Genomic DNA, 26,504 nt, shown 5'->3' with positions numbered 1-26,504 from the left:
TCTTAGCAGCTTAGTTAGCGCTTAAGTATTCAGCAGTACTGATTCTGTCAGCAGACATTGCTTCTTTCCCAGCTTCCCAGTTTGCAGGACAAACTTCACCTTTAGTTTGGATGTGCGTGTAAGCGTCCACCATTCTTAAGTATTCGTTTACGTTACGTCCTAATGGCATATCGTTTACACTTTCGTGGAAAATTTTTCCAGTTTCGTCGATTAGGTAAGTAGCTCTGTAAGTTACGTTTGAACCTTCGATGATAACTGAATCTGTATCTTCGCTGTAGCTTGTAGATTCGATATCCAAAATACCTAAAATGTTAGCTAAGTTACGGTTTGTATCTGCTAAGATTGGGTAAGTAACACCTTCGATTCCACCATTGTTTTTTGGAGTATTTAACCAAGCAAAGTGAACTTCGTTAGTATCGCAAGAAGCACCAATTACGATAGTATTTCTTTTTTCGAATTCTGGTAATGCAGCTTGAAAGGCGTGTAATTCAGTTGGACATACAAAAGTAAAATCTTTTGGATACCAGAATAAAAGTACTTTTTTATTGTTGTTTACTGCTTCTTCAAAAATGTTGATTTTTAAATTGTCACCCATTTCTGAGATAGCATCTACTGCAATACTTGGGAATTTTTTTCCTACTAAAGACATAATTTTCGTTTTACGTTAAATATTTATTTCTGGTGCAAAAGTAGGGCATAAGTACAGTTAGTTACAATAAGATGTGATTATAAAAATTTATAAGTTGATAAATTTTGACTATTTTAAATTGTAATTTATTGAATATCAATATTTACGGGTAAAACGCTACTAAAACTATTTTTTTCTAAAAATTCATTTCCCGCTGTTTTTTGAAATTCTTCAAAATCCTGATAGGCCTGAATTAATCCGAAAGCCTTTTTTAGATTCGGAATAAGTGGCAAAACGTAAGGATTTCCGAAAACATAAACAATGCAATTTTTTGTTTGTAGTAAATCTGAAAGCAGTTCGAAAACTTCATCATTTACTTCAAAATTATTCAACGGTTTTGCTTTTGGAACAAATAATGAAATGATGATGGTTTCGAAATTTTCTAATTCATTTTTAATTGCGGCAATATCTGAAGTTTCTAAACTTTCAAAAGCAAATTCTGGCGAAGGTAATTTTGCTTTTAAAGTTTTGAAAAATGTATTTTCAGTATTTTTATATAAACTCAGTTTGGCTAATTTGTTGTTTTTCTGAGCCTCAAGCGCTAGATCTGAAATGCCGCTATTGATGATTTCTGTAATAGCATTTTGAGCAATTTCTAGATTTAGATGGGATGTTTTTTCGAAATTTAATTCGCCTGAAACAGCTGTGTTTCCAGAAAGAATTCCAGCTTTTTCTTTCGCTTTCATAATTCTGTTGTAGCTTTCGAAAATTCGGTCTGGCGAAGCATTTTTGTAAATTGCTTCAATTCCTTCTGGAACATTTTCGGCAAAACATAAAACATCATTTCCAGCGTTGAAAGCTTCCCATTCTAATTGGCCTTTTGTTTCATACAATTTAGAAACGCTGTGCATGTTCAAAGCATCTGAAATTACTAAACCGTCGTAACCTAATTTGTCACGCAAAAGATCCTGAATAACAGCTTTTGATAAAGTTGCTGAAGTATCTTTTCCGTCATTTAAACTTGGAACTGCCAAATGTCCAATCATAATAGAATCGACATTGTTTTCGATTCCTTTGATGAAAGGATATAATTCGTTTTCTAATAATTCTTCAAGAGTTTCTTTTAAAACAGGCAAACCTAAATGCGAATCTACATTGGTATTTCCGTGTCCAGGAAAGTGTTTCAAACAACCTAAAACACCAACTTCCGACATTCCTTTTAAATATTCAACAGCAAAATCGGCTACTTTTTCTTTGTTTTCACCAAAAGAACGATAGCCAATTACAGGATTATTCGGATTGTTATTAATGTCTGCCAAAGGCGATAAATTGTACTGAATTCCAGCAGCTTTTAAATCTAAACCAATTTGTTTTCCAACTTCGTAAACTAAATTGGATTTGTTTTCTGGCAAAGCACCAAGCGTAATCGCATATGGATATTGAGGTGTTTTTTCAATTCGCATTGCCAACCCCCATTCCGCATCAATACTGATTAAAAGTGGAGTAGAAGCAGCTTTTTGATAACGAGCAATCAGCGCTTTGATTTTTTCATAGCTGTCATCGTTGAAAATAACTTTTTTCTTGCTTTCATAATTCGTTGCAGCACTCGCGCGACTATGGAAAAAGGTCAATCCTCCAATGTTGTGTTCCTTAATTAAACGTTCCGTTTCCTGAATGTTTTCTTCAGTATCATTGATGAATACTGCAGGAAAGAAAAATTGTCCTATTTTTTGTCGTAATGCTTCGGCTGTGATTTTCATTGTTATAAAGTCTTTTTCATGCAAATAATAGTATCTGCTTTTTGTTTTTTTACCATTAAGGTATTAAGTAATTTAAGCCAAGCTTTATGAACTTAATGACTTAATGGTAAAAAGAAAATTAAGCTTAATTTAGTTATTTCAACTTTGCTTTCTTTTGTTTGGCTAATTGCTTTTTGGTTTCAATTGCTTTTTCCAATCGGTTTTTGAAGCGGAAAAGTTTCGGCAATCCTTCTAGTCGGTCTTCAATAGTGATTTCTTCGTAAACCACAATCGCTTTTTCTAAAACCCGAATTTCGTTATCCAGATCATTTTCGTTTTTGTAGATCGTTGCTAATCGATCGTAAGGGTGATTTCCTTTAAAGCCTTCTGCAACATTTTCTTCATACAATTCAATTGCTTTTTCAAGATTTCCATTTTTCTCGAACTCAGTTCCTTTTAGATTTCGTTCGGCCTGCAAATTTTCATTGATTTCCATATGTAAGAGTTTGATTTGGGGGTTAAACTTCTTATGATTTTTTCCCGAAATCTTTCGGGAAAACTAAAAAACGTGATAAAATAAGACCTGGAATTGTAGCTAATAAAACCCAAATGAAGAAGTTTTGATAGCCTAAAAAATTCTGAATATAACCGCTTAACATTCCCGGAAGCATCATTCCTAATGCCATAAATCCAGTTGCAAGTGCATAGTGTGCTGTTTTTGATTCCCCTTCGGCAACGTGAATTAGATACATCATAAATGCTGTAAAGCCAAAGCCGTAACCAAATTGTTCCAAAATCACAACGGCATAAATATAATAAATTGATGTTGGGTGAAAAAAGGCTAATAAAATAAATCCGATTATAGGTAAATGCATAGCCAAAAACATTGGAAACATCCATTTGGTAAGACCGTGTCTGGAAATCGCGATTCCGCCCAGAATTCCTCCTAAAGTTAAGGCGGCAACGCCAAATGTTCCGTATATAATTCCGACAGCTTCGGTGTCTAATCCCATTCCGCCTAATTCTTTTCCATCCAATAAAAACGGACTTAGCATTTTAAGCAATTGTGATTCTCCTAATCTGAAAAGTAGAACAAAAGCCAGAATTAATCCGATTCCTTTTTTCTTGAAGAAACTGATAAATATAGTTCCAAAGTTTTGGTGAGAAGATTCTTTGTTGTTTTCTACGACATTGATTTCATTTTTTGGTGTAAAAATGAAATTATAAACTGTAATAAACATCATTAATAAACCAACACAAATCATCGTATACGACCAAGCTTTGGTATTGTCACCATATTTATGTTCTAAATATCCCGCAAAAAGTACTACTAATCCGTTTCCTGCCAACATAGAAAGTCTATAGAAAGTACTTCTGATTCCGATAAAGAAAGATTGCTTGTCTTCTGGTAAAACCAATAAATAAAAGCCATCTGTTGCAATGTCATTGGAAGCCGAAGCAAAAGCGGCAACCCAAAATATAGCTAACGACATCATGAAAAATCCGTTTGTTGGAATTGTCAATCCGACCAGTAAAAAGGCAATCGAGATTATCAACTGCATCAATAAAAACCATTTTCTTTTGGTTCCTATTAATTCAATAAGCGGACTCCAAAGTGGTTTAACCACCCAAGGAAGATATAATAAACTGGTATAGACTCCAATGTCTTCATTTGTAATTCCTAAATTTTTGTACATAATTACCGAAACCGAAATAATAATGGCATACGGTAATCCAGATGCAAAGTTTAGAAGTGGAATCCAGAACCAAGGTTTATTATCTATTTTCATTTGGTTGTGCAGGTATATAGTTTTTAAATGATTTTTTTAGATCTATTGCGGTTGGTGTACTTTCGTTTGCGTAATAATCAATAAAAGTTACAGCACAGGCTTTGTATAGGTTTAATTTTCCTGCCGCTATTGCGAAGGTGATTTTTCCATCTACTTCTTTTACGGTTACTTTTTCAACAATTTTAGAAGCATCATTAATGTCAATTTTTGAAACATGATCACCTCCATAAACTACCATGTAACGAACTTTGGTATTCAGCGGACTTTTGAAAGTAAAATTATAACGAATGCTGTCTTTGTTGTATTCAATTACTTTTGGTATATCAATAATAACGTGTCTTAAATTCGGTACAGCAGCCGGAAGCGCAGGATATTTATATTGGTTTTCTTCTAAATGACGAACCACATCGAAGTTTTTACCCATGAACCATTTTGAACTGAAATAAGCACTTCCAGAAACATTTTTAAAAGTTCTTAAAAAATCAACTTGAGTTGGAATTTCCGTCATATAATTCCAGCTTTTATCGCTATCACCTCTAATTTTATAAGAGGCGTGACCAATATAGATTGCTGTATTATTTGCATTTTCAGACCACCATTTTACCAATTTAGAATATGAAGCTCTTGTATTATTCATACTCCAATACAATTGAGGCAAGATATAATCAATCCATTTTTGATCCATCCACAACATTGGATCAGCGTACAAATCGTCGTAATTTGAGGTTGATTGTGTTTCAGAACCTCTTGGATCCTGTGATTTATTTCGCCAAACCCCAAACGGACTAATTCCGAACTGTACCCAAGGTTTACTGTCTTTTATAGTGGTAGAAATGGTGTGTACAAAGTTGCTCACATTCGCACGACGCCAATCGGCACGGCTTAAACCTGCACCATATTTTTGATAGGATGCGTTGTCGTTAAACACTTTTCCAGGAACAGCATACGGATAAAAATAATCATCAAAATGAATCGCATCGATATCATATTTGTCAACTACTTCTTTTACCACTTTTGTTAAATGTGCTTGAACTTCTGGCAGTGCAGGATCATAATAATATTTTCCACCGTATTCAATCATCCATTCCGGGTGTTTAAAAAAATCATGTCCTGGACTTAAAAGATTTTTATTTAAATCGAAAGTCGCACGATATGGATTTAACCAAGCATGAAATTCAAAGCCTCGATTGTGTGCTTGTTCAATCATCCATTCCAATGTATCGTAATACGGATTTGGAGCTAAACCTTCTTTTCCAGTTAAAAAACGAGACCAAGGTGCAAATTCAGAAGGATAAATAGCATCACCAACACTTCTAACCTGAACGATTACGGCATTGTAATTTAGTTTTTTATAAGCTTCCAAGATTTCCAGATAATCAGCTTTCTCTTTCTCAACATTATCCAAACTTGTTTTCGGCCAGTCGATATTAACTACAGTAGCAATCCAAACACCTCTAAATTCATTTTTAGGATGCATTGTTTTTTCTTGCGCAGCGATAGTCGAAAAGAAAAATAAAGATAGAATAGAGAATATTAAATACTGATTTTTACGCATTTTAATGTTTTTTAACAAAAACCAAAAATAGTTTTTTTAGATGATTATAAGAAATTTATATTTCGCAATAATATTTATGGTTTTCGTTAGAAAATTAGACTTTAAAAATGATCTTCTTTTTATAAAAATACCACAATACACAACTCCATAATAAGATGTAAAGGATAGAATAAGTTAGGGAAGAAAGCATCTGATTTTCGTACAACGGACTAATCCAAAATTTGTATGCATAATCTCTAACGTTGATTGTATCTGAAATATTTTCGGGATCTTGAATTTTGATCATCGTTAAAACACGTGGTAAAATTCCAGAAACAAAAAATACAATCATCGGGTTTACTCCCCAAGACAATAAAAATGGCGTCCACTTTTTATAACCTCGAACATCTATTATATAATAAATTATGGCAAGCAATAATAAAGCCAAACCTGCAGTAAACAAAACATAGGAGCTTGTCCAGATTTGTTTGTTGATTGGGAAAACGAATGACCACAACAACGCAACGGCAATTAAAAGTACACTAATACCAGCCATCATTTTATTAATTTTTATTTTCGGCATCGGCTGAATTAAAAGCTGCCCGATTAATAAACCTATTAAACCGTTTCCAATAACAGGTAAAGTACTTAATAAACCTTCTGGATCCCATGTTTTGGTTTCAATATACATGTGGTTTTCTAGTAAGACACTGTCTAACCAAGAAGCTAAATTGGTTCCAACTTCTAAATTTGGATAACCAACACCTGGAACAGGAACAAGTGTCATTAAGGCCCAATAACCTAATAAAATAGAAATACTTAAAATGGCTTGTGTTTTAATGTTGGTTTTTAAATAAATTAAAGAAACAAAAAAGTATACAATTCCAATTCGCTGTAAAACACCAAGTATTCTGATTTTAGCAAAATTTTCATGTCCGCTGTAGGCGAGACCAATTAAAATGATGAAAATAGTAACCGCTAAAATGGTTTTGGTTTTTGGTTTGAAATCGCCAATTAAAGCATATCCAACTAAAAAACAGAAAAATAATCGAATAAGTAGCAATGGAATTCCAGGCTGCCATCCCATGAAATGAATGGAGTAGAAGTAACTTAAAAAGAGTCCCAAACAAAAGATTCGTAATGATCTTGTGATAATTTTAAGCAGATTTTCTGAATCGTCTTTTTTAATTGGCATAGCCAAAGGAACTGCGATTCCAACAATAAAAATGAAAAACGGAAATACTAAATCGGCAAGCGTACATCCGTTCCATTTAGCGTGTTCTAAAATAGGATAAATGTAACTCCAGCTTCCGGGATTGTTTACTAAAGTCATCAAAAGGACGGTTAATCCTCTTAAAACATCAACAGATATAATACGATCTTTCATAAGTGGTTTTATGGTTAGATTGGGTTAGTTATTTTTAATCAGGAAATGAAATTTTGCCCATTGTTACCGATGGTATTTTTACAGAATTGAATTTAAAATCTCCTCCAGCAACAGTTTCGTTGGCTAAAATGGCGAACAGAATAGCTTCTTTTGCGTCGCTGTTAATTCCTAATTCATTGCTTTTGAAAAAAGAACATGGAAGCAGTTCTTTTAACCATTGTACCAATAATTGATTATTAGCACCTCCACCAGACATATAAATTTTGAAATCTTCTATTTTATAATCCGTATTTTGAATTGTAAATTGAATTGCTTCTGCAATAGTTTCAGCAGTAAAACGAGTCAGAGTAGCCAACAAATCGGGTGCTGCAATAGTGGTAAGATTGCTTTTAGAAAGTGCTAATTCAACATATTCAGAATTAAATAATTCTTGTCCGATTGTTTTTGGAAATCCTTTTTTGAAAAAAGCATTGTCTTTAAGATTATTCAATAAAATTTGATTTACTGTTCCTTGTTTGGCTATTTCTGCATCTTTATCATAACTTTTTTCAGGGAAATATTTTTTTACAAAAAGATCAATCAAAGTGTTTCCTGTTCCAGTATCGGTTACAAAAGTTTCTTCGGTTTTTATAGCTGCAGGCAGATAAGTAAAATTAGCAATACCGCCAATGTTGAGCATAATTCTGTTTTCGCCTTCTTTTCCAAACAAAAAATAATCGCCGTAAACAGCCAATGGAGCACCTTCGCCACCAGCGGCAACATGTTTTTGTCTAAAATCAGATAAAGTGATGATTCCTGTTTTTACCGCAATATGATCACCGTCTCCAATTTGTAATGTTGCATTTGGAAATTTTTCTTGTTGATGTAAAAACTTTGGCGCATGTAAAATAGTTTGTCCGTGCGAAGCGATTAAATCAATTTCTGAGGAAGGGATATTCCATTTTTTTAAAGCATCATTTATCATTCCGGCATGAAGTAAGCCAATCCATTCGTTAAGCAAAACCAAATGTTGGAAATCAATATTTTTTTGCGCAAAAATTTTCCGAATTTCAGTTTTAATTTCTTCGGAGTAACTGATGGTTTCAAATTGGGCTAATTTTACATCAGTATTTGTCCCAGATCCCGAAATTTCGCATAAGGCAATATCAAGTCCGTCAAGTGAAGTTCCCGACATTAGTCCAATAATACGTTTGGTTTCTTTTTGAGCAATTCGATAAAGTGCTTCAATATTCTTGTTCATGAAATTTGGTTTAAAATGCAGCTAAAGTTATAGCAATTATATTTATATTCTGGACAAAAGAATTTTGATAATTTGGTTTTTAATGATGTTTATTTATTCAGCCCCCGCGGGGCAAAATATTTATAGAAATTCAATCGAATAGATGTAAAGAGCTCCAGCGGAGTGGCATGTTTTTTATTAGGTTTGTATATTTCGCTCCGCTGGAGCTCTTTTGATAGAGAATAAATATAATTCCTATAAATATTTAGCTTCTCCGAAGCTGCTTTTTTTTGTGTAATACTTTCGTATAGTTTCGTTAAATGAATAATTGGTTTTACTTTAGTATAGATTCATAAATTATTTTCTGAATATCTTCACGAATCTTTTCTTTTGCCAATTTATTTCCTTCTGCGCCTACTTCTGGATACGTTCTATTCGATAAAAAGACATAAACGGTTTCGTTTGCTGGATCAACCCAAGCCATATTTCCAGTAAAACCAGTATGACCAAAACTTAACGCTGAGGCACATTGGCAAGTCGGGCCATCTTTTCCTAATCTTTTGTCAAAACCTAAACCTCTTTCAACGCCTTGAGCGCAATAAAAGCAAGTGTTAAAAGTATCAAATGTAGCTTCAGAAAAATAACGTTCACCGCCATAACTTCCTTTTTGAAGAAAAAGCTGCATCATTTTAGCCACATCCATAGCGTTCGAAAAAATTCCTGCGTGTCCTGCAACGCCGCCTTCCATTGCGGCAGCCATGTCGTGAACATAACCTTGGATCAATTGGTGTCTGAAATAAGTATCAATTTCAGTTGGAGCAATTTTATTTTTGTCAAATTTCAATAATGGATTGTAGGTGGTATAATTCATTCCTAAAGAATTGAAGAAGTTTTTCTGACTTAAATCTTCCAATTTTTCATGAGTTACTCTTTCTAGATATTCTTTTAAAAGTATAAAAGTGAAATCACTGTATTTGTATTCTTTTTTTAGTGAAATAGGAGAGTCGGCAATAAATTTCATGATCGTGTCATGATAATCATTTCGAATAAAAAGACTGTCGGCTACTTTGGTTGTGAAATTTTTCTCTGGAATTTTTCGGTAATATTTATCCATCGGAAAACCTTTCGCATCTAATGTGGATTTGTAAAACGGACTCCAAGCAATTAATCCTGCATAATGATTTAAAAGATCTTTAAATGAAATATCTTTTTTGTTCGATTTAGCAAACATCGGAAGCATCGTTCCTAATTTGGTGTCTAGTTCCACTTTGTTTTTATCGTATAACTGCATTACGTTTGGAAGCGTAGAAATCATTTTTGAAATCGAAGCTACATCATATAAATCAGTATTTGAGACTTTTACTTTCTTGTCAGAAGTTTGATATCCGTATGATTTCTGAAAAACTACATTCCCTTTTCTTGCTACTAGAACCTGCATTCCTGGCGCCATTTTTTCGTCAATTGCTTTTTGGGCAATAGCATCGATTTTAGAAAGAATTGCTGAACTCATTCCGACATTTTCTGGTGTTTCAAAACCTAAACGATCGATTTTTTCGGTATCAATTCCATCATTAACTTTGAAATTGTCATTGATAGAAACAGGTAGTTTTCCTATTGCCTGTTTGGCTCCAAATAGAATTTCGGCAGAAACAATCTGAGAAATCGTCGAATTTTGGTAAGAAACAATTAATCCTTCCAAATCATCAAAATTTTTGATCGAAAGCAGTGAATAAGGTTTTGCAAAAACATCTAAAATTACTTTGTTGTTTGCTGCAATTTTATTCAAGAAAAACAATTCGTTTGAATTTAAATCGTGTTTCTCCCAAGCTTTATTTACTTTGTGATAGCCCACAATAACCAAATCGAATTTTTTTAATGTTTTGTTTAAAGAATCGATGTTGGTATTTGAAACTTCTGTTACGTCGGTATATTTTTTTAAAGTCGAAACAAAAGCACTGTTTATATCTTCTCCCAGTTTTACATAAGCGATTTTTTGATCTAGATTTTTGATCGGAAGAATGTCTTTTTTATTTTTTAAAGCTGTTGCAGCATTTTCAAATAAATTATATTGAAGTGCATCTTTATCAGGACTGGTTAAGTCTTTTTGTAAATTTTTTAAATCAATTGGTTTGTATTTGTTTAAACCCGCTTTGAATTTGTAATGAAGAATTTTTTTAACTGAATGAGCCAAACGTTCTTCCGTAATATCGCCGTTTGCATAAAATGTTTTTAGTTTTTCAATAGCAACAGGCACATCATCTGGACATAAAAAAATGTCATTTCCAGCTTGTAAAACAGCCAATTCAAGATCTCCCACAGGTTTAAAATTACTAGCGCCTTTCATACCTAAACCATCCGTAAAAATTAAACCTTCAAAGCCTAATTGTTTCTGCAATAACTCAGTTACCACATTATAAGAAGCAGAAGAAGGAACATTTCCGCTTGGTTCTAAACTCGGAATATTTAAATGCGCCACCATTACAGAAGCCAATCCTTCGTCAAAAAGCTGTTTGTACGGATAGATTTCAACTTCATCCAAATGTTCTTTCGTAAAAGAAACCGTTGGAAGTGCTTTATGAGAATCTACCGCAGTGTCGCCATGTCCTGGAAAATGTTTTCCAGTACACAAAACACCTTGGCTTTGAATACCTTTCATTATTGCAGAAGCGCGGTTGGCAACATTTGTTTTGCTTTCGCCAAAAGAACGATTTCCAATAATTGGATTTAACGGATTGGTATTAATATCTAAAACTGGAGCAAAGTTGAAATGAATTCCCATTCTTTTGCATTCGCTTCCCATTTGTCTGCCGACTTTTTCAATCCAATCTAAATCTTGAATGGCGCCCAAAGTCATGTTCCAAGGGTAAGCGTAAGTCGAATCTAAACGCATGCTTAATCCCCATTCTGCATCAAGACCAATGAACAATGGAACTTTGGCTTTAGCCTGATAAATGTTCGTTAATTTTGCTTGACGAACTGGTCCGCCTTGAAAGAAAATTAAACCGCCAATATGGTATTTTGAAACCAGTTCTTTTACTTTATTGACGTGCACAGAATCTTTGTTCGAATAAGCATTTGCAAAAAATAATTGCCCCAATTTTTCGTCTAGAGTCATTTTGCTATAAATGCTGTCTGTCCAACGATTTTCGGCATCACAATCTGGAACAAAAGGCTTTTTTTCTGATTTACTTTTAGGTACGTAAACTTCTTTGTTTTCTGTAGAAATAGGCTGATTTGTTTCGACAACAGTTTTACTCTTTTTTGAAACACCACAATTGACGCTTAAAAAAAGAACAGCTGTAAATAAACCTATTTTTATAATGGCATTTTTCATGAAATAGTGTTGGGCAATTAAAAAGAGATTTTTTCTTCTGTGCGTTTGCTGGTTAAATAAATTCCGATGTAAGTAAATAATCCGTTAATGATGATTAATTCATTATCAAAAGTATATCCGAATAATTGTGCTGAATGTTCACTTAAGAAATAGGTGAATATGGGTGAAATTAGACAGATTAATGGAATCAGTTTATCATTTACTAATCTTGATTTTTGTAACAATCCAAAAGCATATAATCCTAACAACGGTCCATAAGTGTAAGAGGCCGCTCTGAAAATTAAAGCTACTACAGAAGCATCATTAAATGAATTTAGAACGATAATTACCAAAAACAACAAGATTGAAAATGCAAAGTGTACCCAATGTCTTATTTTGACATTTTTGCTGTTGTCTAGATTCTCCGATTTATCCATTCCTAAGAAATCCACACAAAATGAAGTTGTTAGCGCTGTTAAAGCCGAATCGGTCGTAGCAAAAGTGGCAGCGATAATTCCTAAAAGGAAAACAAATGCGGGAACAATTGACAAATGATTTAAAGCAATTTCAGGAAAAAGTAAATCGGTTCTTGGTTTTCCTGTTGCTAAATCTAACGGAATTTGAACATTATTTTGTGAAGCGTAGATGTACAATAAAGCGCCTAAACTCAAGAAAATAATATTGATTAAAACAAAAATTCCAGTAAAGGTGAACATGTTTTTTTGTGCTTCGCCAATGTTTTTGCAGCTTAGATTTTTCTGCATTAAATCTTGATCGAGTCCAACCATTGCAATGGTAACAAACATTCCGCCTAAAATTTGCTTTACAAAGTGGTACTTGCTCGTAAAGAAATCATCAAAGAAGAATACTTTAGAATAATTACTTTTTTGAATGGTTGAAACCGACTCAAGAACAGTCAGATTTAGACTGTCACAAACAAAATAAATGGTTATAAACACGGAACTAACTAAAAAAAACGTCTGTAAAGTATCGGTAATAATAATGGTTTTTAGACCGCTTCTAAAAGTGTATAGAAAGATAAGCGCTAAAGCCAAAAGTACTGTTACTGGAAAAGGTATATGGAAATCATTGAAAACATAACGTTGTAAAACAATCACAACCAAATACAATCTAAAAGCCGAGCTAATAGTCCTGCTGACTAAAAATATAGAAGCTGCGGTTTTGTAACTTCTAATTCCCATTCTGTGTTCTATATAACTGTAAATCGAAGTTAGATTCATTCTGTAATAGAGTGGAAGCAGGACTTTTGCAATAATGATAAATCCGATGGCATTTCCTAAAACAAATTGAAAATATTTGAATTGTTCTCCATTTGGCGAACCAACTTCTCCTGGAACAGAAATAAATGTAACGCCAGAAAGTGCTGTTCCGATCATACCAAAAGCAACTAAATACCATTTGGAATTTTTATTGGCTTTGAAAAAAGAATCGTTGTCCTGACCTTTTTTACTAATTACGTTCGAAATAAAGAGTAAAAGTCCAAAATAGACAAAAATAAAAATGAGAATGGTGGTAGAAGACATTTTGGTTTAGTTTTAGGAATTAGGTTATTTTTTGCTGTTGTGATCTAACAATACAGCGCGTACACTTTTATGTTTCTGCAGTAATTCTTCGGCCAAATCATATTCAATTCCAAGTTCTTCCATAATCATTTTGATGCCTCGTTTTACCAATTTTTCATTAGACAACTGCATGTCAACCATTTTGTTGCCTTTTACTTTTCCAAGTTTAATCATTACTGAAGTTGAAATCATATTCAAAGTCAGTTTTTGAGCTGTTCCTGCTTTCATTCTTGTGCTTCCTGTTAAGAATTCAGGTCCAACAATTAATTCAATCGGATAATCTGCTTCCTGCGCGATAAGTCCGTTGCTGATGCACGAAATACTTCCTGTTTTGATATTGTGTTCTTTGGCCTTTTTTAAAGCTCCTAAAACATAAGGCGTATTTCCAGAAGCCGCAATTCCGATAATAAAATCTAAACTTGAAATTTCAAATTTAGCTAAATCTTTCCATGCTTGTTCGGTATCATCTTCTGCATTTTCAACTGCTTTTCTAATGGCAGTATCTCCGCCAGCAATAATTCCGATAATCATGTCATGTGGAACTCCAAAAGTTGGAGGACATTCAGATGCATCTAAAATTCCGATACGCCCAGAAGTACCAGCTCCAATGTAAAATAATCTACCTCCTAACTGCATTTTCTTTACAATTGCTTTTACTAATTTTTCAATTTTAGGAATCTGCTGTTCGATAATCTGGGGTACTTTTTGGTCTTCTTTATTGATGTTAGTCAATAATTCAGTCACGGTCATTTGGTCCAAATCTTTGTATAAAGATTCTTGCTCGGTTTCAGGATTTTTATTTTTCATCTTTTTTCTTTTTTTGGTTTATAAATGAAGATTTTCAGTTAATCTTTCATTTCGATATTGTGTATAGGAAATCTCTATTTTATAGAAAAATAGTCAGTTTTTGGGTTTTTGGTTGGGGTTTAAAAGTGTTTCTTAATAAAGTAGATAAGGCTTTCTCGTTTTATAAAAGGCTTCGATATCTTTTTTCCAGCTGTTTCTAATCGCTTTTTCAGAAACTCCAGATTCTATTTGCTGTTGTAATTTTTTGGTTCCTGCCAGTTTGGTAAAAAAGGCATTAAAAAATTTAGATTTATCTGCTGTATTTTGATAGGCTTTTATAAGCCATTTTAATTCTAATTGTTTTAGTTTCGGATAGGCTGTTAAATCTTCGCCGAAACATTCTTTTCCATTGTATAAAGGATCTTTGGCTCCAAAATTTGGTTTTGGCGTAAAACTGAAATTGGTTTTGGTTAAATAAGGAGAACCATAAATTTGAAATTGTTTTTCAGTACCTCGACCCATGCTCACATTTGTTCCTTCAAAAAGACATAAACTGGCGTACAGATTTATAGACTGATCGTTTGGTAAATTTGGAGAAGGTTTTACAAGTAAACTGTAAGTCATTTTTCGATCATAATTCAAACAAGGAATTACGGTTAGTTTGCATTGAACGCCATTTTTAAGCCATTTTTCGCCATTGATCATTTGTCCATATTCGCCAATTGTCATTCCGTGCATCAGCGGAATTGGGTGCATGCCCACAAAACTAGTAAATTCTTTTTCTAGAAGCGGACCATCAACAATGCTTCCGTTTGGGTTTGGTCTGTCTAAAATTATAAGTGGCACATTATTTTCTGCGCAAGCTTCCATTACATAATGTAGCGAAGAAATATAAGTGTAAAAACGTGCTCCAACATCTTGCAAATCGAAAATCATGATATCGATTCCTTTTAATTGTTCAGGTTTTGGTTTTTTATTATCTCCATAAAGAGAAATTATGGATAAACCTGTTTTAGGATCTTTTCCGTCAACGACATGTTCTCCGGCATCGGCTGTTCCTCTAAAACCGTGTTCTGGTGCGAAAATGGTTTGTACAGCAATTTTTTTCTCCAGTAAAAAATCAACTAGATGCGTTTTGTTAGACAAAATTCCAGTTTGATTGGTTACAATTCCTATTTTTTTGTCTTTTAAAAGTGGTAAATATTTCTCGTAATTATCGGCCCCAGTTTTTATTGCTGGAGGATTAATTTCTGATATGCCAGATTTTGCAACTGTTGAAAACGAATTGGAATACAAAGTCGTAAAAAACAGAGAAATTACAATATAAACACTTTTAGAGATGAATTTTATCATTTTAATTACAGTTAATAGTTAAGATAAAAATTGACTATTAAAATTAAGTTATTATTTGATTGCGGATTGAACTTTTTTTGATTGATGTGATGATGTGAAAATAATGAAACTTTCAGATTGATTTTATTTTGTCAATTTTCTGTCTGTGTTATACAGAGAGAAAAAAGATTTTTAAATAACTGCCTCTGTTTTTGATTAAGTTCCAGAGGCAGTTTATTATTTAGGGCAAATGTTTATTTGTGTTTTGAATTACCAGCCAGGGTTTTGTTTTAATTCTACACCTTCAGCAGCGTATAAACTAATATCATTGGTTGGAATGGCACTTAGGTAATTTTTTGGAGATACAAATGTTCTTGCTACACCTGCCGCATAAGGAATTACATAACCTTCAGAATTTACTTTTGTTTTAGAGTTAGTTCCTATTAAAGCAACTATTTTAGCTCCTAAAACCACATCCGGATTAGCATTTGAATCTAAATAATCTCCTTTTTTCCAACGCATAAGATCTTCTTTTCTCATAGTAGTCCAGCTCATGAACTCAATTCTACGTTCACGACGAATTTCCCATATAATTGGATTAACAATTCCAGAAAGTTGCTCTAATGCAGTTGTTCTTTGTGGGTCATTTATTTGCACGCCGCCAGCGCTAGCATTTGTACCGTCTGTAGCTAAAACAGCGATTCCTGCACGTGTACGAACTTTGTTTATTGATAAATCAAGATCAGTATTAGTAATTGTACCTAATTCTGCACAGGCTTCAGCATAATTCAAATAAACTTCACTTAGTGTAAAAACCGGAGCATCAATTTGATTTTGTCCAATTGTTGTAACCTCTGTACCTGATGTAGCAGGATTATTGTATAATTGAAATACATAACCTGTTATAGAAGTCAAACCATTATAAGGCTTATCAGAATACGCATAATCTGCCGTACTAAAAGCTTTAGCAAATCTTGGGTCTCTATTGGCAAAAGTATTCGCAATAGTATTATCACCTAAATATTGCGCGTTTCCAGCTTGTTTGATAGGTAATCCATTTGTTGTTACATAGCTTTCTGCAGCAAATTTTGTCAATCCGTTTTGAACAGTAGAAGTGTTAGTATAGGCTTGTACTGAATTTCCTAAAACACCTTTAATATATCTTTTGGTTAATATTACTTCGCTATTTCCTAATAATTCAACAGAATTATAAAGTGCTTTCCAATCTGCGTTTAGCTTAAAAGAATTATTGTTCATTACAGCTAAAGAAGCTTCTTTTGCTTTCTGCAGGTAAGCACTTCCATTTTGTCCACCGTTGTATTTTCTATAAGTTCCTTCACTTAAGCATACTCGGCTTAATAGGGCATAAGCAGTATATTTATTTACAGTAACATTATTATCATCAACGTTTAACAACATTGGAATTGCTTCTTCTAAATCTTTAATTACATTGTCTACAACTTCGGCTCTGCTTAAAGATGGTTTGTACACATTAGCGTCACTTTGAGCTAAGTACTTGTCTGTGTAAGGTACATCACCAAATTGCTGTGCTAAACGAAAATAAGTATGAGCTCTAAAAAACTTTGCAACACCTATGTAATGATTTTTTTTCGTCTGATCCATAGGTACATTTGGAACTCTTTCTAACATAAGATTACAACGACGAATCAGTGTGTAATATTCGTTCCAGTTTGCGTTAGTTGCATTTGGAGCAGTCAGAAAGTTTGTAAAAACGTTCATCGCCAGGTTATCATCCATTAATCCTGTACTTGAAGCATGAAAGTAAAAATCTGCTGTAGTACCAGCATTATTTCCATACCCATTAAACGTATTATAGTTTAGCCAAGAGAATGTTTTTACGTTGTTTTCTGAAGTCCAAAAATTATTGTCTGTAAATACATCTTCAGGAGGTGTATCCAAAAAATCTGAACAGCTAACAGTTAAGCTTGCAAAAGTAAGCAAGGCAACTGATAGTTTTATCTTAGAGTTTATGATTAATTTTCTCATTTTGATTAATTTAAATTTTTAAATACATTTTTTAAAATGCAACTTGTATACCAACTGACCACGTTTTAGAGTAAGGGAAAGTTCTTCCCCATACTGATTCACTTTCATTAATTTCAGGATCTACTGGTAATTTACTGCTTTTCCAAGTAGCTAAGTTGAAACCTGAAACATAAGGTCTAACTTTATCCAATCCAGCTTTTTGGGCAATGCTTTTAGGTAAAGTATATCCAATTGTCAAAGATTTTAAACGTAAATAAGACATGTCTAATAAATAACGTGTTTGTGCCACAAAGTTATTTGATCCTGGTGCATAAGTTCCAAAAGCATTACCTGCATGTCCAGGATATGGATTAGGGAAATAAGCATCTGTATTTTCTGGTGTCCAGTAGTCATTCATGTTTTCATACATAGCATCAGTTCTGTTGTAGAATGGTAATACCAAGTCAGAAGTTGTCCAGTATTCACGCTTCCCAACTCCTTGAAAGAAAGCATCAATATCAAATCCATACAAAGCACCTCCTAAACGAACTCCGTATTGGTAACGTGGTGTTGTATTACCAATAACTTTTAAATCTCCAGGATTAGTGGCTGTTCCATCTCCTCTTGAGATCACTCCGTCTCCGTCTCTATCCTTGTACATAACATCTCCAGCACCGAATTTAAAAGCACCAGTTCTAATGTTTTTATAATCAACACCATTTACAATTAATCCTGTAGCATCAATTTGATCTGTTGATTGAATTAATCGATCTGTTTCTAATCCCCAGATTTCACCTAATTTTTGACCAGCATAGAAAGAGCTAGTGCTTATTAATTTAGCAGAGTTGTTCCATTCTGTAACTTCTGTAGTATTATCAGAAAGAGTTAAATCTGCATAAAAACTAATGTTTTCGTTAACTTGTTTGTTGAAGTTAATGCCTAACTCCCAACCAGTTGTTCTTAAGTTTCCTGAGTTTGTATTGGCAGCTGCTTGTCCAAATGAACCTGGAAGCGTTTTTCCTGGAGCTAACATTCCTTTGGTGTCACGTTGGTAGTAATCGAAAGTTAAGCCTAGCATATTAAACATTCGAATATCGATACCAATATCTTGAGTTGTTACTTTTTCCCAAGTTAAACTCGGATCAACATTTGTTGGTTGATTGACAGTAGGAGGAATAGTTGAACCACTTCCTATCCAATAAGGGCTAGGGTTAGTCGTAACGTTAGTCATAGTTGGTAAAAAGGCATTGGCTGCAATGTTTTGATTTCCAATTGAACCGATAGATCCACGAATTTTCAAATCGTTTAACCAGCTTTTTGTACCTTCCATAAAGCTTTCTTCAGAAATTCTATATCCAACAGAAGCAGAAGGAAAGAATCCCCATTGCTCATTAGAAGGAAATTTTGAAGAACCGTCATAACGTCCGTTTAGTTCCAGTAAATATTTCCCTTTATAGTCATAATTCACACGTGCAAAAAATCCTGCGATTGCATATCTGGACAAACCTGGATTTAAAATATCATTGGCATTAAGAGGTGAAGTAAATTGATCACCAATAGCTAAATTAAACTCTGGTTTATTTTTGTCTAAAAGTGTATTTCTACGAGCATAAGTTCTTTCAAAATCATACCATTCTGTGTTCAAACCACCTAGTACTTTAAAGTTATGGTTTTCTGCTAATGTTTTGCTGTAATTGGCATAGATGTTAGCAACATTTCTTGTATAAGACGATTTAGCCTGAGCTACAAAATCATTTGCAGTTTCCATTGAAGTTGGTTTTCCAGCAACTAAGTCAGCTGCACTTGTCCACCAATCCCAAAGAGGTACTTGACCACCATTCATTTTTAGACTTGAGAAATTATTATTGATGCTATATTCTCCAATAATATTAAAGTCTTTTGTAATTTGAGCAGTAAGTTTTCCGCTTATCCTCATGTCATTTGACTTACTTTCGTTTTGAGATGCGTTTGCCATATAACCAGGTGCATGTCTAAAGTAAGTACCATTATAAGTACCATATGGGAAATAAGATCCCCAACGCATGTAATAACCAAAGTATCCGTTACCAGCAGTGTCAAGACCACTATTGTAGTAGTTAAAAGGAGAATCATATTCTTGGAAAGTTCCTAAAACTTTAAAATCTCCGGTAAGCCAGCTTGCTAATTGTGTAGTCAAACCAAGGTTAAGATTGAATCTTTGGTTGGTTTCAGTATTAATTTTCATTACACCTTCTTGAGTAGCAAGACCTAACGAAACAATAAATGAACTTTTTTCACCCAAAGAACCTTGAGCAGATAAATTATGAAGCGTTTGTAGAGAATTCTTTTTCAACATCTCTTTGTGCGGATCCCAAATTCTGTAAAAATATTCTTTTCCACCAATCACATCAAAATCTTGTCCTAAAATCATATTCTTATCATTAGGATCTCTTGTTCCAGCATATTTTTCTTTCCAGTTAATGATACCAGGCAACAATGTTTTGTAGTTCATACCAAAAGATTCTGGATTGGCATTACCAGCTCTGGCTTGTGCTTCGATCATTGCTGGAAGTTCTACAGTAGGGTCATTAAATCTAACCAAAGAAATTGGGTTGCTCCAGCCTGTATTGCTGCTGTAAGCAAATCTTACTTTTCCTTGTGCATTTTTTCCACTTTTAGTAGTAATTAATATAACTCCAAATGCAGCACGCGCGCCATAAATAGAAGCAGAAGCAGCGTCTTTAAGTACAGACATCGATTCTACATCTTCTGCATTTAGTAATGATAAATCTCCGGGAACACCATCAACTAAAATAAGTGGTGATCCTGAAACTTCTCCATTAACAATAGTTCCAGCACCACGAATATTAACTTTTGATTGTTTGCTTATATTACCGGAATTAAAACTAACATTAAGTCCAGGAGTAGTTCCTTGTAAACCTTTTGTAATATCAGTAATTGGAATACTTCCTAGAGCTTTTTTTACATCTACTTTTGCAACTGCTCCAGTAAGATTTACTTTTTTCTGAGAAGAGAATCCCACAACAACTACTTCGTCTAATTTTGAAGTACTTTCTGAAAGAGTAACATTAAGATTTTGTTGACCTTCAATTTTCACTACTTGGGTTTCAAATCCCATGTAGCTAAAGCTCAAACTTCGTCCTGGCGCGATGCTGATGCTGTAGTTTCCATCAAAATCGGTAGTTGTACCATTGGAAGTTCCTTGAATTAAGACACTAACTCCAGGAATTGGAATTCCATCTGCCTTGTTTTTTACGTTTCCTGTAATTGTTTTTGTTTGCCCAAAAGATGCTTGAATGAACAAAACCAACAATGAAATAAGAAATAGTTTTTTCATGATTACTTGGTTTTTTATAATGGTTGTTAAGCAAATATATTTATTTATTGCATACAAATGCATTTTTTTTGTTAAAAATTTTAAAAAATTGATTGAATAACGCAAAATAACGCAGAAATTAAAGGCACTCTTTTTTTTGTTTTTAATTTTAGAGTTAAAACATGCAGAGAATTGCAATTCTAAGTTAACGTTGCAAGTTTCAATAAAATTATTTGATATATTTGTCTTGAATTTTAACTTTTATAAAAGATGCTGAAAGCCGAAAGACATAAATATATCATGACTAAACTTGTTGAAGAACAAAAGGTTGTCACAACTGATTTGGCTTTGGCTCTGGATTTATCGGAGGATACTATTAGAAGAGATTTAAATGAATTGGATAGTAAAAGACTGCTAGAAAAAGTGTATGGTGGTGCAGTTCAGGTAAATGAAAAGGCTGCAGATGTTTTTAATATTAATATATCTGGCGAAGAAGTAAAGAAAAAGATTGTTACGAAAGCATTATCATTATTGCATGATGATCAGGTAATTATAATGAGTGGAGGAAGTACCAATCTTGTTTTTGCTAAATTAATTCCAGCCGATTTAAAAGCTACTATATATACGTACAGTCTTCCAATTGCAATGCAGTTGTCGCAACACCCTAATATTGATTTGATTTTTATTGGAGGTAAAATGCAGAAAAATGCAATGGTAACAATTGGTATGGATGTAATTCAGGTCGTTTCAAAAATTAAAGCAGATATTTGTTTTATTGGAGCCAGTAGCATAAATGTAAAACAAGGATTGACAGAGATTGGTTATGAGATCTCAATTGTTAAAAAAGCCATGATAGAGGCTTCAGATCGAGTTGTTTCTATGTTTTCTTCTGATAAATTAGATACCAAAATGCCTCACGTTGTTTGCGATCTAAAACAACTGGATACTATTGTGACCAATCTCGATCCATATGATGAAAGTCTTGAGGAATACAGAAAATCAGGTGTTTTTATACTCTAGTTTATATTATTTTTTGCATGTTTTTGCGTTATTTGTATTTTATTTTGTTAAATAACGCATAATAATGTAATCTGTTTGTTTTTTGTATATATTTGTTGAAACTATTTTCAAACTAAACCAAACTATATGAAAAGCACTATTTCTTCTCATTATAGCGTTCTACTGCAATTTTTCAAAATCTTCGAAAATAATAGTCCGCAAAACAGAAGAGTTGAAAAAAAGATACTCTACACATTTTATTTAGTTTTCTTATTTTTTACTGCCAAAGCTGCAACCGTTGATACCATTCAGGTTTTTAGTCCTTCAATGAATAAGAATATCAAAAGCTGTATTATATTTCCAGAGAGTTATAAAAAGAAAGATAAAAAATTTCCGGTAGTGTATCTGCTTCACGGATACAGTGGTAATTACGCTTCATGGGCAAAAGATTTTAAAGAACTTAAAAATCAGGTTGATCAATATAATTTTATTGTGGTTGGCGTAGACGGAAATTATTCAAGTTGGTATTTTGATAGTCCGATAGATCCAAACTTTAGATATGAAACTTATGTAATCAATGAATTAGTTCCGTACATAGACCAAAAATACAAGACCATTCCAAACCGAGAAAACAGAGCCATTTCAGGTTTAAGTATGGGCGGACATGGAGCTTTGTATTTATCTTTTAAACATCAAGATGTATTTGGTGCTGCTGGAAGTATGAGCGGTGGAGTAGATTTTAGACCTTTTCCTGAAAATTGGGATATAAAAAAACGTCTTGGAACATTTGCTGAATTTCCAGAAAACTGGAATAAAAATACCGTTACCAATATGCTTGATTTGGTAAAAGACAACAATTTAAAATTAATGATAGATTGCGGTGTGGATGATTTTTTTATGGAAGTAAACCGACAGCTTCATGCTAAAATGTTAGACTTAAAAATCAATCATGATTATATCGAACGCCCAGGAAAGCACGATCTCAAATATTGGGAAAACTCTTTAAAATTTCAATTACTATTCTTTCATAATTTTTTTACTGAAAAAATAAATAAATAATTGTGTGTTGCTATTTACATAAGTAGCACATAAAAATAGGTTGGTTACCTAGCCTAACAGGTTTTTAAAATCTGTTAGGTATTTTTTTACTACTCAAGATAATTGTCAAGATTGCTTTTAGTCACAGACGTTTAATACATAAAAAATTACCAATGAAATCTCTATTTTTAAGAATATTTTTGCTTTTTATAATAGTTTCTGGTTTTTCTCAAAATTCGGATAAATCAGGAAATATTAAGTTTATACAGCTCACTGATCTGCACGTTTCAGTTGGAAATGACAATGATTTTTTACTGCAGAATATTGTAAAAGAAATCAATAAATCTGATTTTGAATTTGTAGTTGTAACAGGAGATTTAACCAATCGCGGAGCCGATGACGAATTAAAACAAGTTCATTCGATCCTTTCAAAATTGCAAAAACCATATTATGTTATTTCTGGTAATCATGAAACGAATTGGAGTGAAAGCGCAGGTTTGACTTATAAAAAAATATTTGGCGAAGATCGATTTGTATTTTCAAAGGGAGATTATCTTTTCATAGGATATCCTTGCGGGCCTTATATGAAAATGGGAGATGGTTTTGTAAAGCATGAAGATGTATTATGGTTAGATAAAACCTTAAAAGACAGTCTTAAAGGGACAAATAAAAAAGTACTCAATTTTGCTCATTATCCAATGGACAATAGTGTAAGCAATTATAAAGAAGTGCTTTCTGTTTTACAAAAATATCCAACTGTTGCCAGTTTTTGCGGTCACGGACATACGTTGAAAAAATATGATTTTTCAGGTTTAAGCGGGATAATGGGAACTTCTATAACTTCTTTAGACGGTAAAACGCAAAGTTACAATGAAGTAATAATTAGTAAAGACAGCATCAGTATTTATCAAAAAGAATTAGATAAACCGGGAGTTTTTAAATTTTCTGTTCCAACAAAACCATCAAAAATTGAAATCCCAAAGAATGATTTTGAAGAAGTTTCACCTTTTATAAAAGATGCTGCTTCGATTTACAGTCTTCCTTCGTTTGATAAAAAGAATTTTTATTTTACCAATTCACTTGGCGAAATACAATCTGTAAGTTTGAAAGACAAGAAAATAAATTGGAAAAATGAAACTGGAAACGCCATTTATTTTTCGCCGATAGTTGTAAAAAATAATCTCGTAATTGGAACAATAGAGGGTAAGCTTTTAGGTTTTGATTCACAATCGGGAAAACAAAAATGGAATACTTCAATTGGCGGTGTTTTAGTTGGTTCTCCAATTGCTGAAAATAATAAGATATATACAGCAAGTTCTACAGCATTTGTTTGTGCAGATGCTGTGAGCGGTAAGATAATCTGGAAAAAAGAACTTCCTCAGTCGTATTCTCAAGGAACGCCTTTGATACAAGGAGATAAAATCATTTTTGGAGTTTGGGATTCTTATGTTTATTGTTTGAATAAAAATACTGGAGAGTTAATCTGGAAATGGAATAATGGTAATGACAAACAAATTTTATATTCGGCTGGAAATGTAAATATGGTTGCAACCAAAAGTCGACTTTATTTTGTTACGCCACAACGTTTTTTGACTATTTTAGATATTGAAACAGGAAAAACATTGCTAAGAACTTCGAAATGGAAAATTAGAGAATCAATGGGTAAAAGTCAGGACGGAAAATGGTTTTATGGCAAAACAATGGACGGATTGCTTTTAAGAGTACCACTTTCTGATGATTTGGAATTGACGGAAGAAAATGTAGAGAATCAAAGTAAAGTCTTGGATTTGAAATTAGGATACGAACACAATCCAGCAGGAATTTTAGAAAAAGACAACAAGATTTACATTGGAAGTAGAAAAGGTGAAGTGGTGATTGTAGATGCAGAAAAATTTGAAATTATAAAACAAATCACTTTAGGTAGTTCAAGTGTAAATGGTTTCACAGTTGATGCACAAGGTAGAGTTTGGACTTCTTTAATAGAAGGCGGAATTTTTTTGCTTAAGTAATCTATAATTATTTCTTAGCCACAGATTAAAGGATTAAAAAGATTTTTTTTGCCACAAATTTCACAAATTTCCACGAATTAAATCTGCTAGATCTGTCAAATCTGGGAGAGAAAAAATAGCCACAGATTAAAGGATTAAAAAGATTTTTTTTGCCACAAATTTCACAAATTTTCACAAATTAAATCTGGGTAATCTGGGTAATCTGCGAGAGATAATAATATAGCTAGAGATAAAAAAAAACTTTGCGTCTCCGCGACTTTGCGAGATTAAAAAATAAAAAGAAAAACTTTGCGAACATAGCGTAAATCCTTGCGCTCTTCGCGGTTAAGCATTCACGAAACAAACAACATTATTATGAAAAGCTTAAAAATTATAATTTTAGTTTTGCTGATTCATACCAAAATATTCAGTCAGCAATCTCCAAAAAGAGAAATGCGTGCCGCTTGGATTTCGACAGTAGAAAATATCGACTGGCCGTCTAAACCGGGTTTGTCGGACAAAGAAATGAAAGCGGAAATGATTACTCTATTGGATAATCTACGTTCTTATAATCTGAACACGGTAATTTTTCAAATTCGTCCAACTGCCGATGCTTTTTACAAATCGACAAAAGAACCCGCTTCACATTGGATAACTGGAAAGCAAGGTGTTGCCCCTGGTTTTGATCCGTTACAGATGATGATTGATGAAGCAGGAAAACGTGGTATGAACGTACACGTTTGGCTGAATCCATATCGCGTGCAAAAAGATACGGTAAGAGACGTGCTTTCAAAAAATCATTTATATTTTAAAAGACCAGACCTTTTTCTGACGTATGGAAAAACGAGATATTTTAATCCGGGATTGCAAGAAACAAGAAATTTCGTTTCTTCTGTAGTAGGTGAAATTGTTCGTAAGTATGATATTCAAGCGGTTCATATGGACGATTATTTTTATCCGTATAAAATTGCCGGACAAGAATTTCCAGATGAAAAAGCTTTCGCTAAAGAACCACGTCAGTTTAAAGACAAAGACGATTGGCGAAGAGACAATGTCGATTTAATCATCAAACAAATTAGAGATACCATTATAGCCAATAAACCAGAAGTTGAATTCGGAATTTCGCCTTTTGGTGTTTGGAGGAATATTGCCAAAGATTCTCAAGGTTCTAAAACTAACGCTGGAGCAACAAACTATGATGATTTGTATGCGAATATTTTAAAATGGCAAAAAGAAAACTGGATCGATTATGTAACGCCTCAAATTTATTGGCATATTGGTTTTGATAAAGCAAATTTTGAAGTCTTAGCAAAATGGTGGGCAGAACATAAATACGGAGCAAATGTTTACGTAGGACATGGCGAGTACAAGATTTCAACCACAGCAAAAGAACCAGAATGGAGAAGTCCAGATCAAATCGTAAAACAGATTGAAATGATTCGAAAATTGCCTCAAATTGATGGATCAATGCATTTTACAGCTTCTAATTTTCTTAAAAAAGGCGACACTTTGAGAAAACCTTTAACTCAAAAAGTATATAAATACATCGCTTTGACTCCAGAAGCTAACAGAATTACAAGATTAAAACCTGAACCACCTACAAACGCTGTGATTGCTAAAAAAGGTGATAACGCAGTTTTAACTTGGAAAGCAGCATTTAACGATAAAAAATATGTGATTTACAGATTTCCAAAAGGAAAAATAACCGATTTTTCCAATTCTGAAAACATTTATTATGTGACAACAGCGCTAAAACTAGAAGTACCAAATGCTGATTTGGAAAACTACGTTTATGCAGTCACCGCTTTGAGTCAGACCCAGACAGAAAGCAGTCCGATAGAATTTATAGCCAAATAAAATACAGTT

The 26,504-nt window shown here is 33.3% G+C and carries 17 protein-coding genes; 4 read left to right on the top strand and 13 right to left on the bottom strand.

What is annotated here, in order from left to right:
• Positions 1-10: 10 nt before the first annotated feature.
• The 13 genes from NQQ59_RS07190 to NQQ59_RS07130 all read right to left on the bottom strand — a co-directional run bounded on the left by NQQ59_RS07190 (position 11) and on the right by NQQ59_RS07130 (position 20,634).
• Complete coding sequence (locus NQQ59_RS07190) at positions 11-649, bottom strand: peroxiredoxin (RefSeq protein ID WP_012024184.1); 639 nt, start codon at positions 647-649, stop codon at positions 11-13.
• Between the two features lie 125 nt (positions 650-774).
• Positions 775-2,388 carry a glycoside hydrolase family 3 protein gene (locus NQQ59_RS07185; RefSeq protein ID WP_144214975.1) on the bottom strand — a complete coding sequence of 538 codons (1,614 nt, stop codon included), beginning with the start codon at positions 2,386-2,388 and terminating at the stop codon, positions 775-777.
• 133 nt (positions 2,389-2,521) lie between these two features.
• A complete protein-coding gene (locus NQQ59_RS07180) occupies positions 2,522-2,863 on the bottom strand; it encodes a tetratricopeptide repeat protein (RefSeq protein WP_144214974.1) in 342 nt (113 codons plus the stop codon).
• Positions 2,864-2,894: 31 nt separating this feature from the next.
• Complete coding sequence (locus NQQ59_RS07175) at positions 2,895-4,157, bottom strand: MFS transporter (protein ID WP_144214973.1); 1,263 nt, start codon at positions 4,155-4,157, stop codon at positions 2,895-2,897.
• Complete coding sequence (locus NQQ59_RS07170) at positions 4,144-5,712, bottom strand: glycoside hydrolase family 10 protein (RefSeq protein WP_144214972.1); 1,569 nt, start codon at positions 5,710-5,712, stop codon at positions 4,144-4,146. The genes NQQ59_RS07175 and NQQ59_RS07170 overlap by 14 nt, the downstream gene beginning before the upstream one ends.
• 94 nt (positions 5,713-5,806) lie before the next feature.
• Entirely contained in the window at positions 5,807-7,078 is a 1,272-nt protein-coding gene (locus tag NQQ59_RS07165) for an acyltransferase family protein (protein ID WP_144214971.1), read from the bottom strand.
• Positions 7,079-7,112: 34 nt separating this feature from the next.
• Positions 7,113-8,318, bottom strand: coding sequence for an anhydro-N-acetylmuramic acid kinase (locus NQQ59_RS07160; RefSeq protein WP_144214970.1), 1,206 nt, complete (start codon positions 8,316-8,318; stop codon positions 7,113-7,115).
• 313 nt (positions 8,319-8,631) lie between these two features.
• A complete protein-coding gene (locus NQQ59_RS07155) occupies positions 8,632-11,631 on the bottom strand; it encodes a glycoside hydrolase family 3 N-terminal domain-containing protein (protein ID WP_144214969.1) in 3,000 nt (999 codons plus the stop codon).
• Between the two features lie 17 nt (positions 11,632-11,648).
• Positions 11,649-13,154: a sodium:solute symporter gene (locus tag NQQ59_RS07150; protein ID WP_144214968.1), complete on the bottom strand. Its 1,506-nt coding sequence runs from the start codon at positions 13,152-13,154 to the stop codon at positions 11,649-11,651.
• A 24-nt stretch (positions 13,155-13,178) separates the two neighbouring features.
• Positions 13,179-14,000 (bottom strand): N-acetylmuramic acid 6-phosphate etherase, encoded by an 822-nt coding sequence (murQ, locus tag NQQ59_RS07145; protein WP_144214967.1) that lies wholly within the window; start codon positions 13,998-14,000, stop codon positions 13,179-13,181.
• A 132-nt stretch (positions 14,001-14,132) separates the two neighbouring features.
• Positions 14,133-15,332, bottom strand: a complete 1,200-nt coding sequence (locus NQQ59_RS07140; protein WP_144214966.1) for an exo-beta-N-acetylmuramidase NamZ family protein — start codon at positions 15,330-15,332, stop codon at positions 14,133-14,135.
• A gap of 249 nt (positions 15,333-15,581) precedes the next feature.
• Entirely contained in the window at positions 15,582-17,318 is a 1,737-nt protein-coding gene (locus NQQ59_RS07135) for a RagB/SusD family nutrient uptake outer membrane protein (RefSeq protein ID WP_144214965.1), read from the bottom strand.
• A 31-nt stretch (positions 17,319-17,349) separates the two neighbouring features.
• Entirely contained in the window at positions 17,350-20,634 is a 3,285-nt protein-coding gene (locus tag NQQ59_RS07130) for a SusC/RagA family TonB-linked outer membrane protein (RefSeq protein WP_144214964.1), read from the bottom strand.
• 249 nt (positions 20,635-20,883) lie between these two features.
• Here NQQ59_RS07130 and NQQ59_RS07125 point away from each other — a divergent pair, with 249 nt between their 5' ends.
• The 4 genes from NQQ59_RS07125 to NQQ59_RS07110 all read left to right on the top strand — a co-directional run bounded on the left by NQQ59_RS07125 (position 20,884) and on the right by NQQ59_RS07110 (position 26,495).
• Complete coding sequence (locus NQQ59_RS07125; RefSeq protein ID WP_144214963.1) at positions 20,884-21,633, top strand: DeoR/GlpR family DNA-binding transcription regulator; 750 nt, start codon at positions 20,884-20,886, stop codon at positions 21,631-21,633.
• A 126-nt stretch (positions 21,634-21,759) separates the two neighbouring features.
• Positions 21,760-22,671, top strand: coding sequence for an alpha/beta hydrolase (locus NQQ59_RS07120; RefSeq protein WP_144214962.1), 912 nt, complete (start codon positions 21,760-21,762; stop codon positions 22,669-22,671).
• 152 nt (positions 22,672-22,823) lie between these two features.
• Positions 22,824-24,659, top strand: a complete 1,836-nt coding sequence (locus NQQ59_RS07115) for an outer membrane protein assembly factor BamB family protein (protein ID WP_144214961.1) — start codon at positions 22,824-22,826, stop codon at positions 24,657-24,659.
• A gap of 354 nt (positions 24,660-25,013) precedes the next feature.
• On the top strand, positions 25,014-26,495 hold the full coding sequence (locus NQQ59_RS07110) for a glycoside hydrolase family 10 protein (protein ID WP_144214960.1): 1,482 nt from the start codon (positions 25,014-25,016) through the stop codon (positions 26,493-26,495).
• Positions 26,496-26,504 lie beyond the last annotated feature (9 nt).

The sequence above is a fragment of the Flavobacterium panacis genome (assembly GCF_024649945.1).
In the GTDB taxonomy this organism is placed as follows: domain Bacteria; phylum Bacteroidota; class Bacteroidia; order Flavobacteriales; family Flavobacteriaceae; genus Flavobacterium; species Flavobacterium panacis.
This window is presented reverse-complemented; position numbering and strand designations above follow the sequence as displayed.

What these genes read in the sequence shown, in the direction of transcription:
- NQQ59_RS07190 (WP_012024184.1), bottom strand. Translation starts at nt 649, where the DNA reads ATGTCTTTAGTAGGAAAAAAATTCCCAAGTATTGCAGTAGATGCTATC.
- NQQ59_RS07185 (WP_144214975.1), bottom strand. Translation starts at nt 2,388, where the DNA reads ATGAAAATCACAGCCGAAGCATTACGACAAAAAATAGGACAATTTTTC.
- NQQ59_RS07180 (WP_144214974.1), bottom strand. Translation starts at nt 2,863, where the DNA reads ATGGAAATCAATGAAAATTTGCAGGCCGAACGAAATCTAAAAGGAACT.
- NQQ59_RS07175 (WP_144214973.1), bottom strand. Translation starts at nt 4,157, where the DNA reads ATGAAAATAGATAATAAACCTTGGTTCTGGATTCCACTTCTAAACTTT.
- NQQ59_RS07170 (WP_144214972.1), bottom strand. Translation starts at nt 5,712, where the DNA reads ATGCGTAAAAATCAGTATTTAATATTCTCTATTCTATCTTTATTTTTC.
- NQQ59_RS07165 (WP_144214971.1), bottom strand. Translation starts at nt 7,078, where the DNA reads ATGAAAGATCGTATTATATCTGTTGATGTTTTAAGAGGATTAACCGTC.
- NQQ59_RS07160 (WP_144214970.1), bottom strand. Translation starts at nt 8,318, where the DNA reads ATGAACAAGAATATTGAAGCACTTTATCGAATTGCTCAAAAAGAAACC.
- NQQ59_RS07155 (WP_144214969.1), bottom strand. Translation starts at nt 11,631, where the DNA reads ATGAAAAATGCCATTATAAAAATAGGTTTATTTACAGCTGTTCTTTTT.
- NQQ59_RS07150 (WP_144214968.1), bottom strand. Translation starts at nt 13,154, where the DNA reads ATGTCTTCTACCACCATTCTCATTTTTATTTTTGTCTATTTTGGACTT.
- murQ (WP_144214967.1), bottom strand. Translation starts at nt 14,000, where the DNA reads ATGAAAAATAAAAATCCTGAAACCGAGCAAGAATCTTTATACAAAGAT.
- NQQ59_RS07140 (WP_144214966.1), bottom strand. Translation starts at nt 15,332, where the DNA reads ATGATAAAATTCATCTCTAAAAGTGTTTATATTGTAATTTCTCTGTTT.
- NQQ59_RS07135 (WP_144214965.1), bottom strand. Translation starts at nt 17,318, where the DNA reads ATGAGAAAATTAATCATAAACTCTAAGATAAAACTATCAGTTGCCTTG.
- NQQ59_RS07130 (WP_144214964.1), bottom strand. Translation starts at nt 20,634, where the DNA reads ATGAAAAAACTATTTCTTATTTCATTGTTGGTTTTGTTCATTCAAGCA.
- NQQ59_RS07125 (WP_144214963.1), top strand. Translation starts at nt 20,884, where the DNA reads ATGCTGAAAGCCGAAAGACATAAATATATCATGACTAAACTTGTTGAA.
- NQQ59_RS07120 (WP_144214962.1), top strand. Translation starts at nt 21,760, where the DNA reads ATGAAAAGCACTATTTCTTCTCATTATAGCGTTCTACTGCAATTTTTC.
- NQQ59_RS07115 (WP_144214961.1), top strand. Translation starts at nt 22,824, where the DNA reads ATGAAATCTCTATTTTTAAGAATATTTTTGCTTTTTATAATAGTTTCT.
- NQQ59_RS07110 (WP_144214960.1), top strand. Translation starts at nt 25,014, where the DNA reads ATGAAAAGCTTAAAAATTATAATTTTAGTTTTGCTGATTCATACCAAA.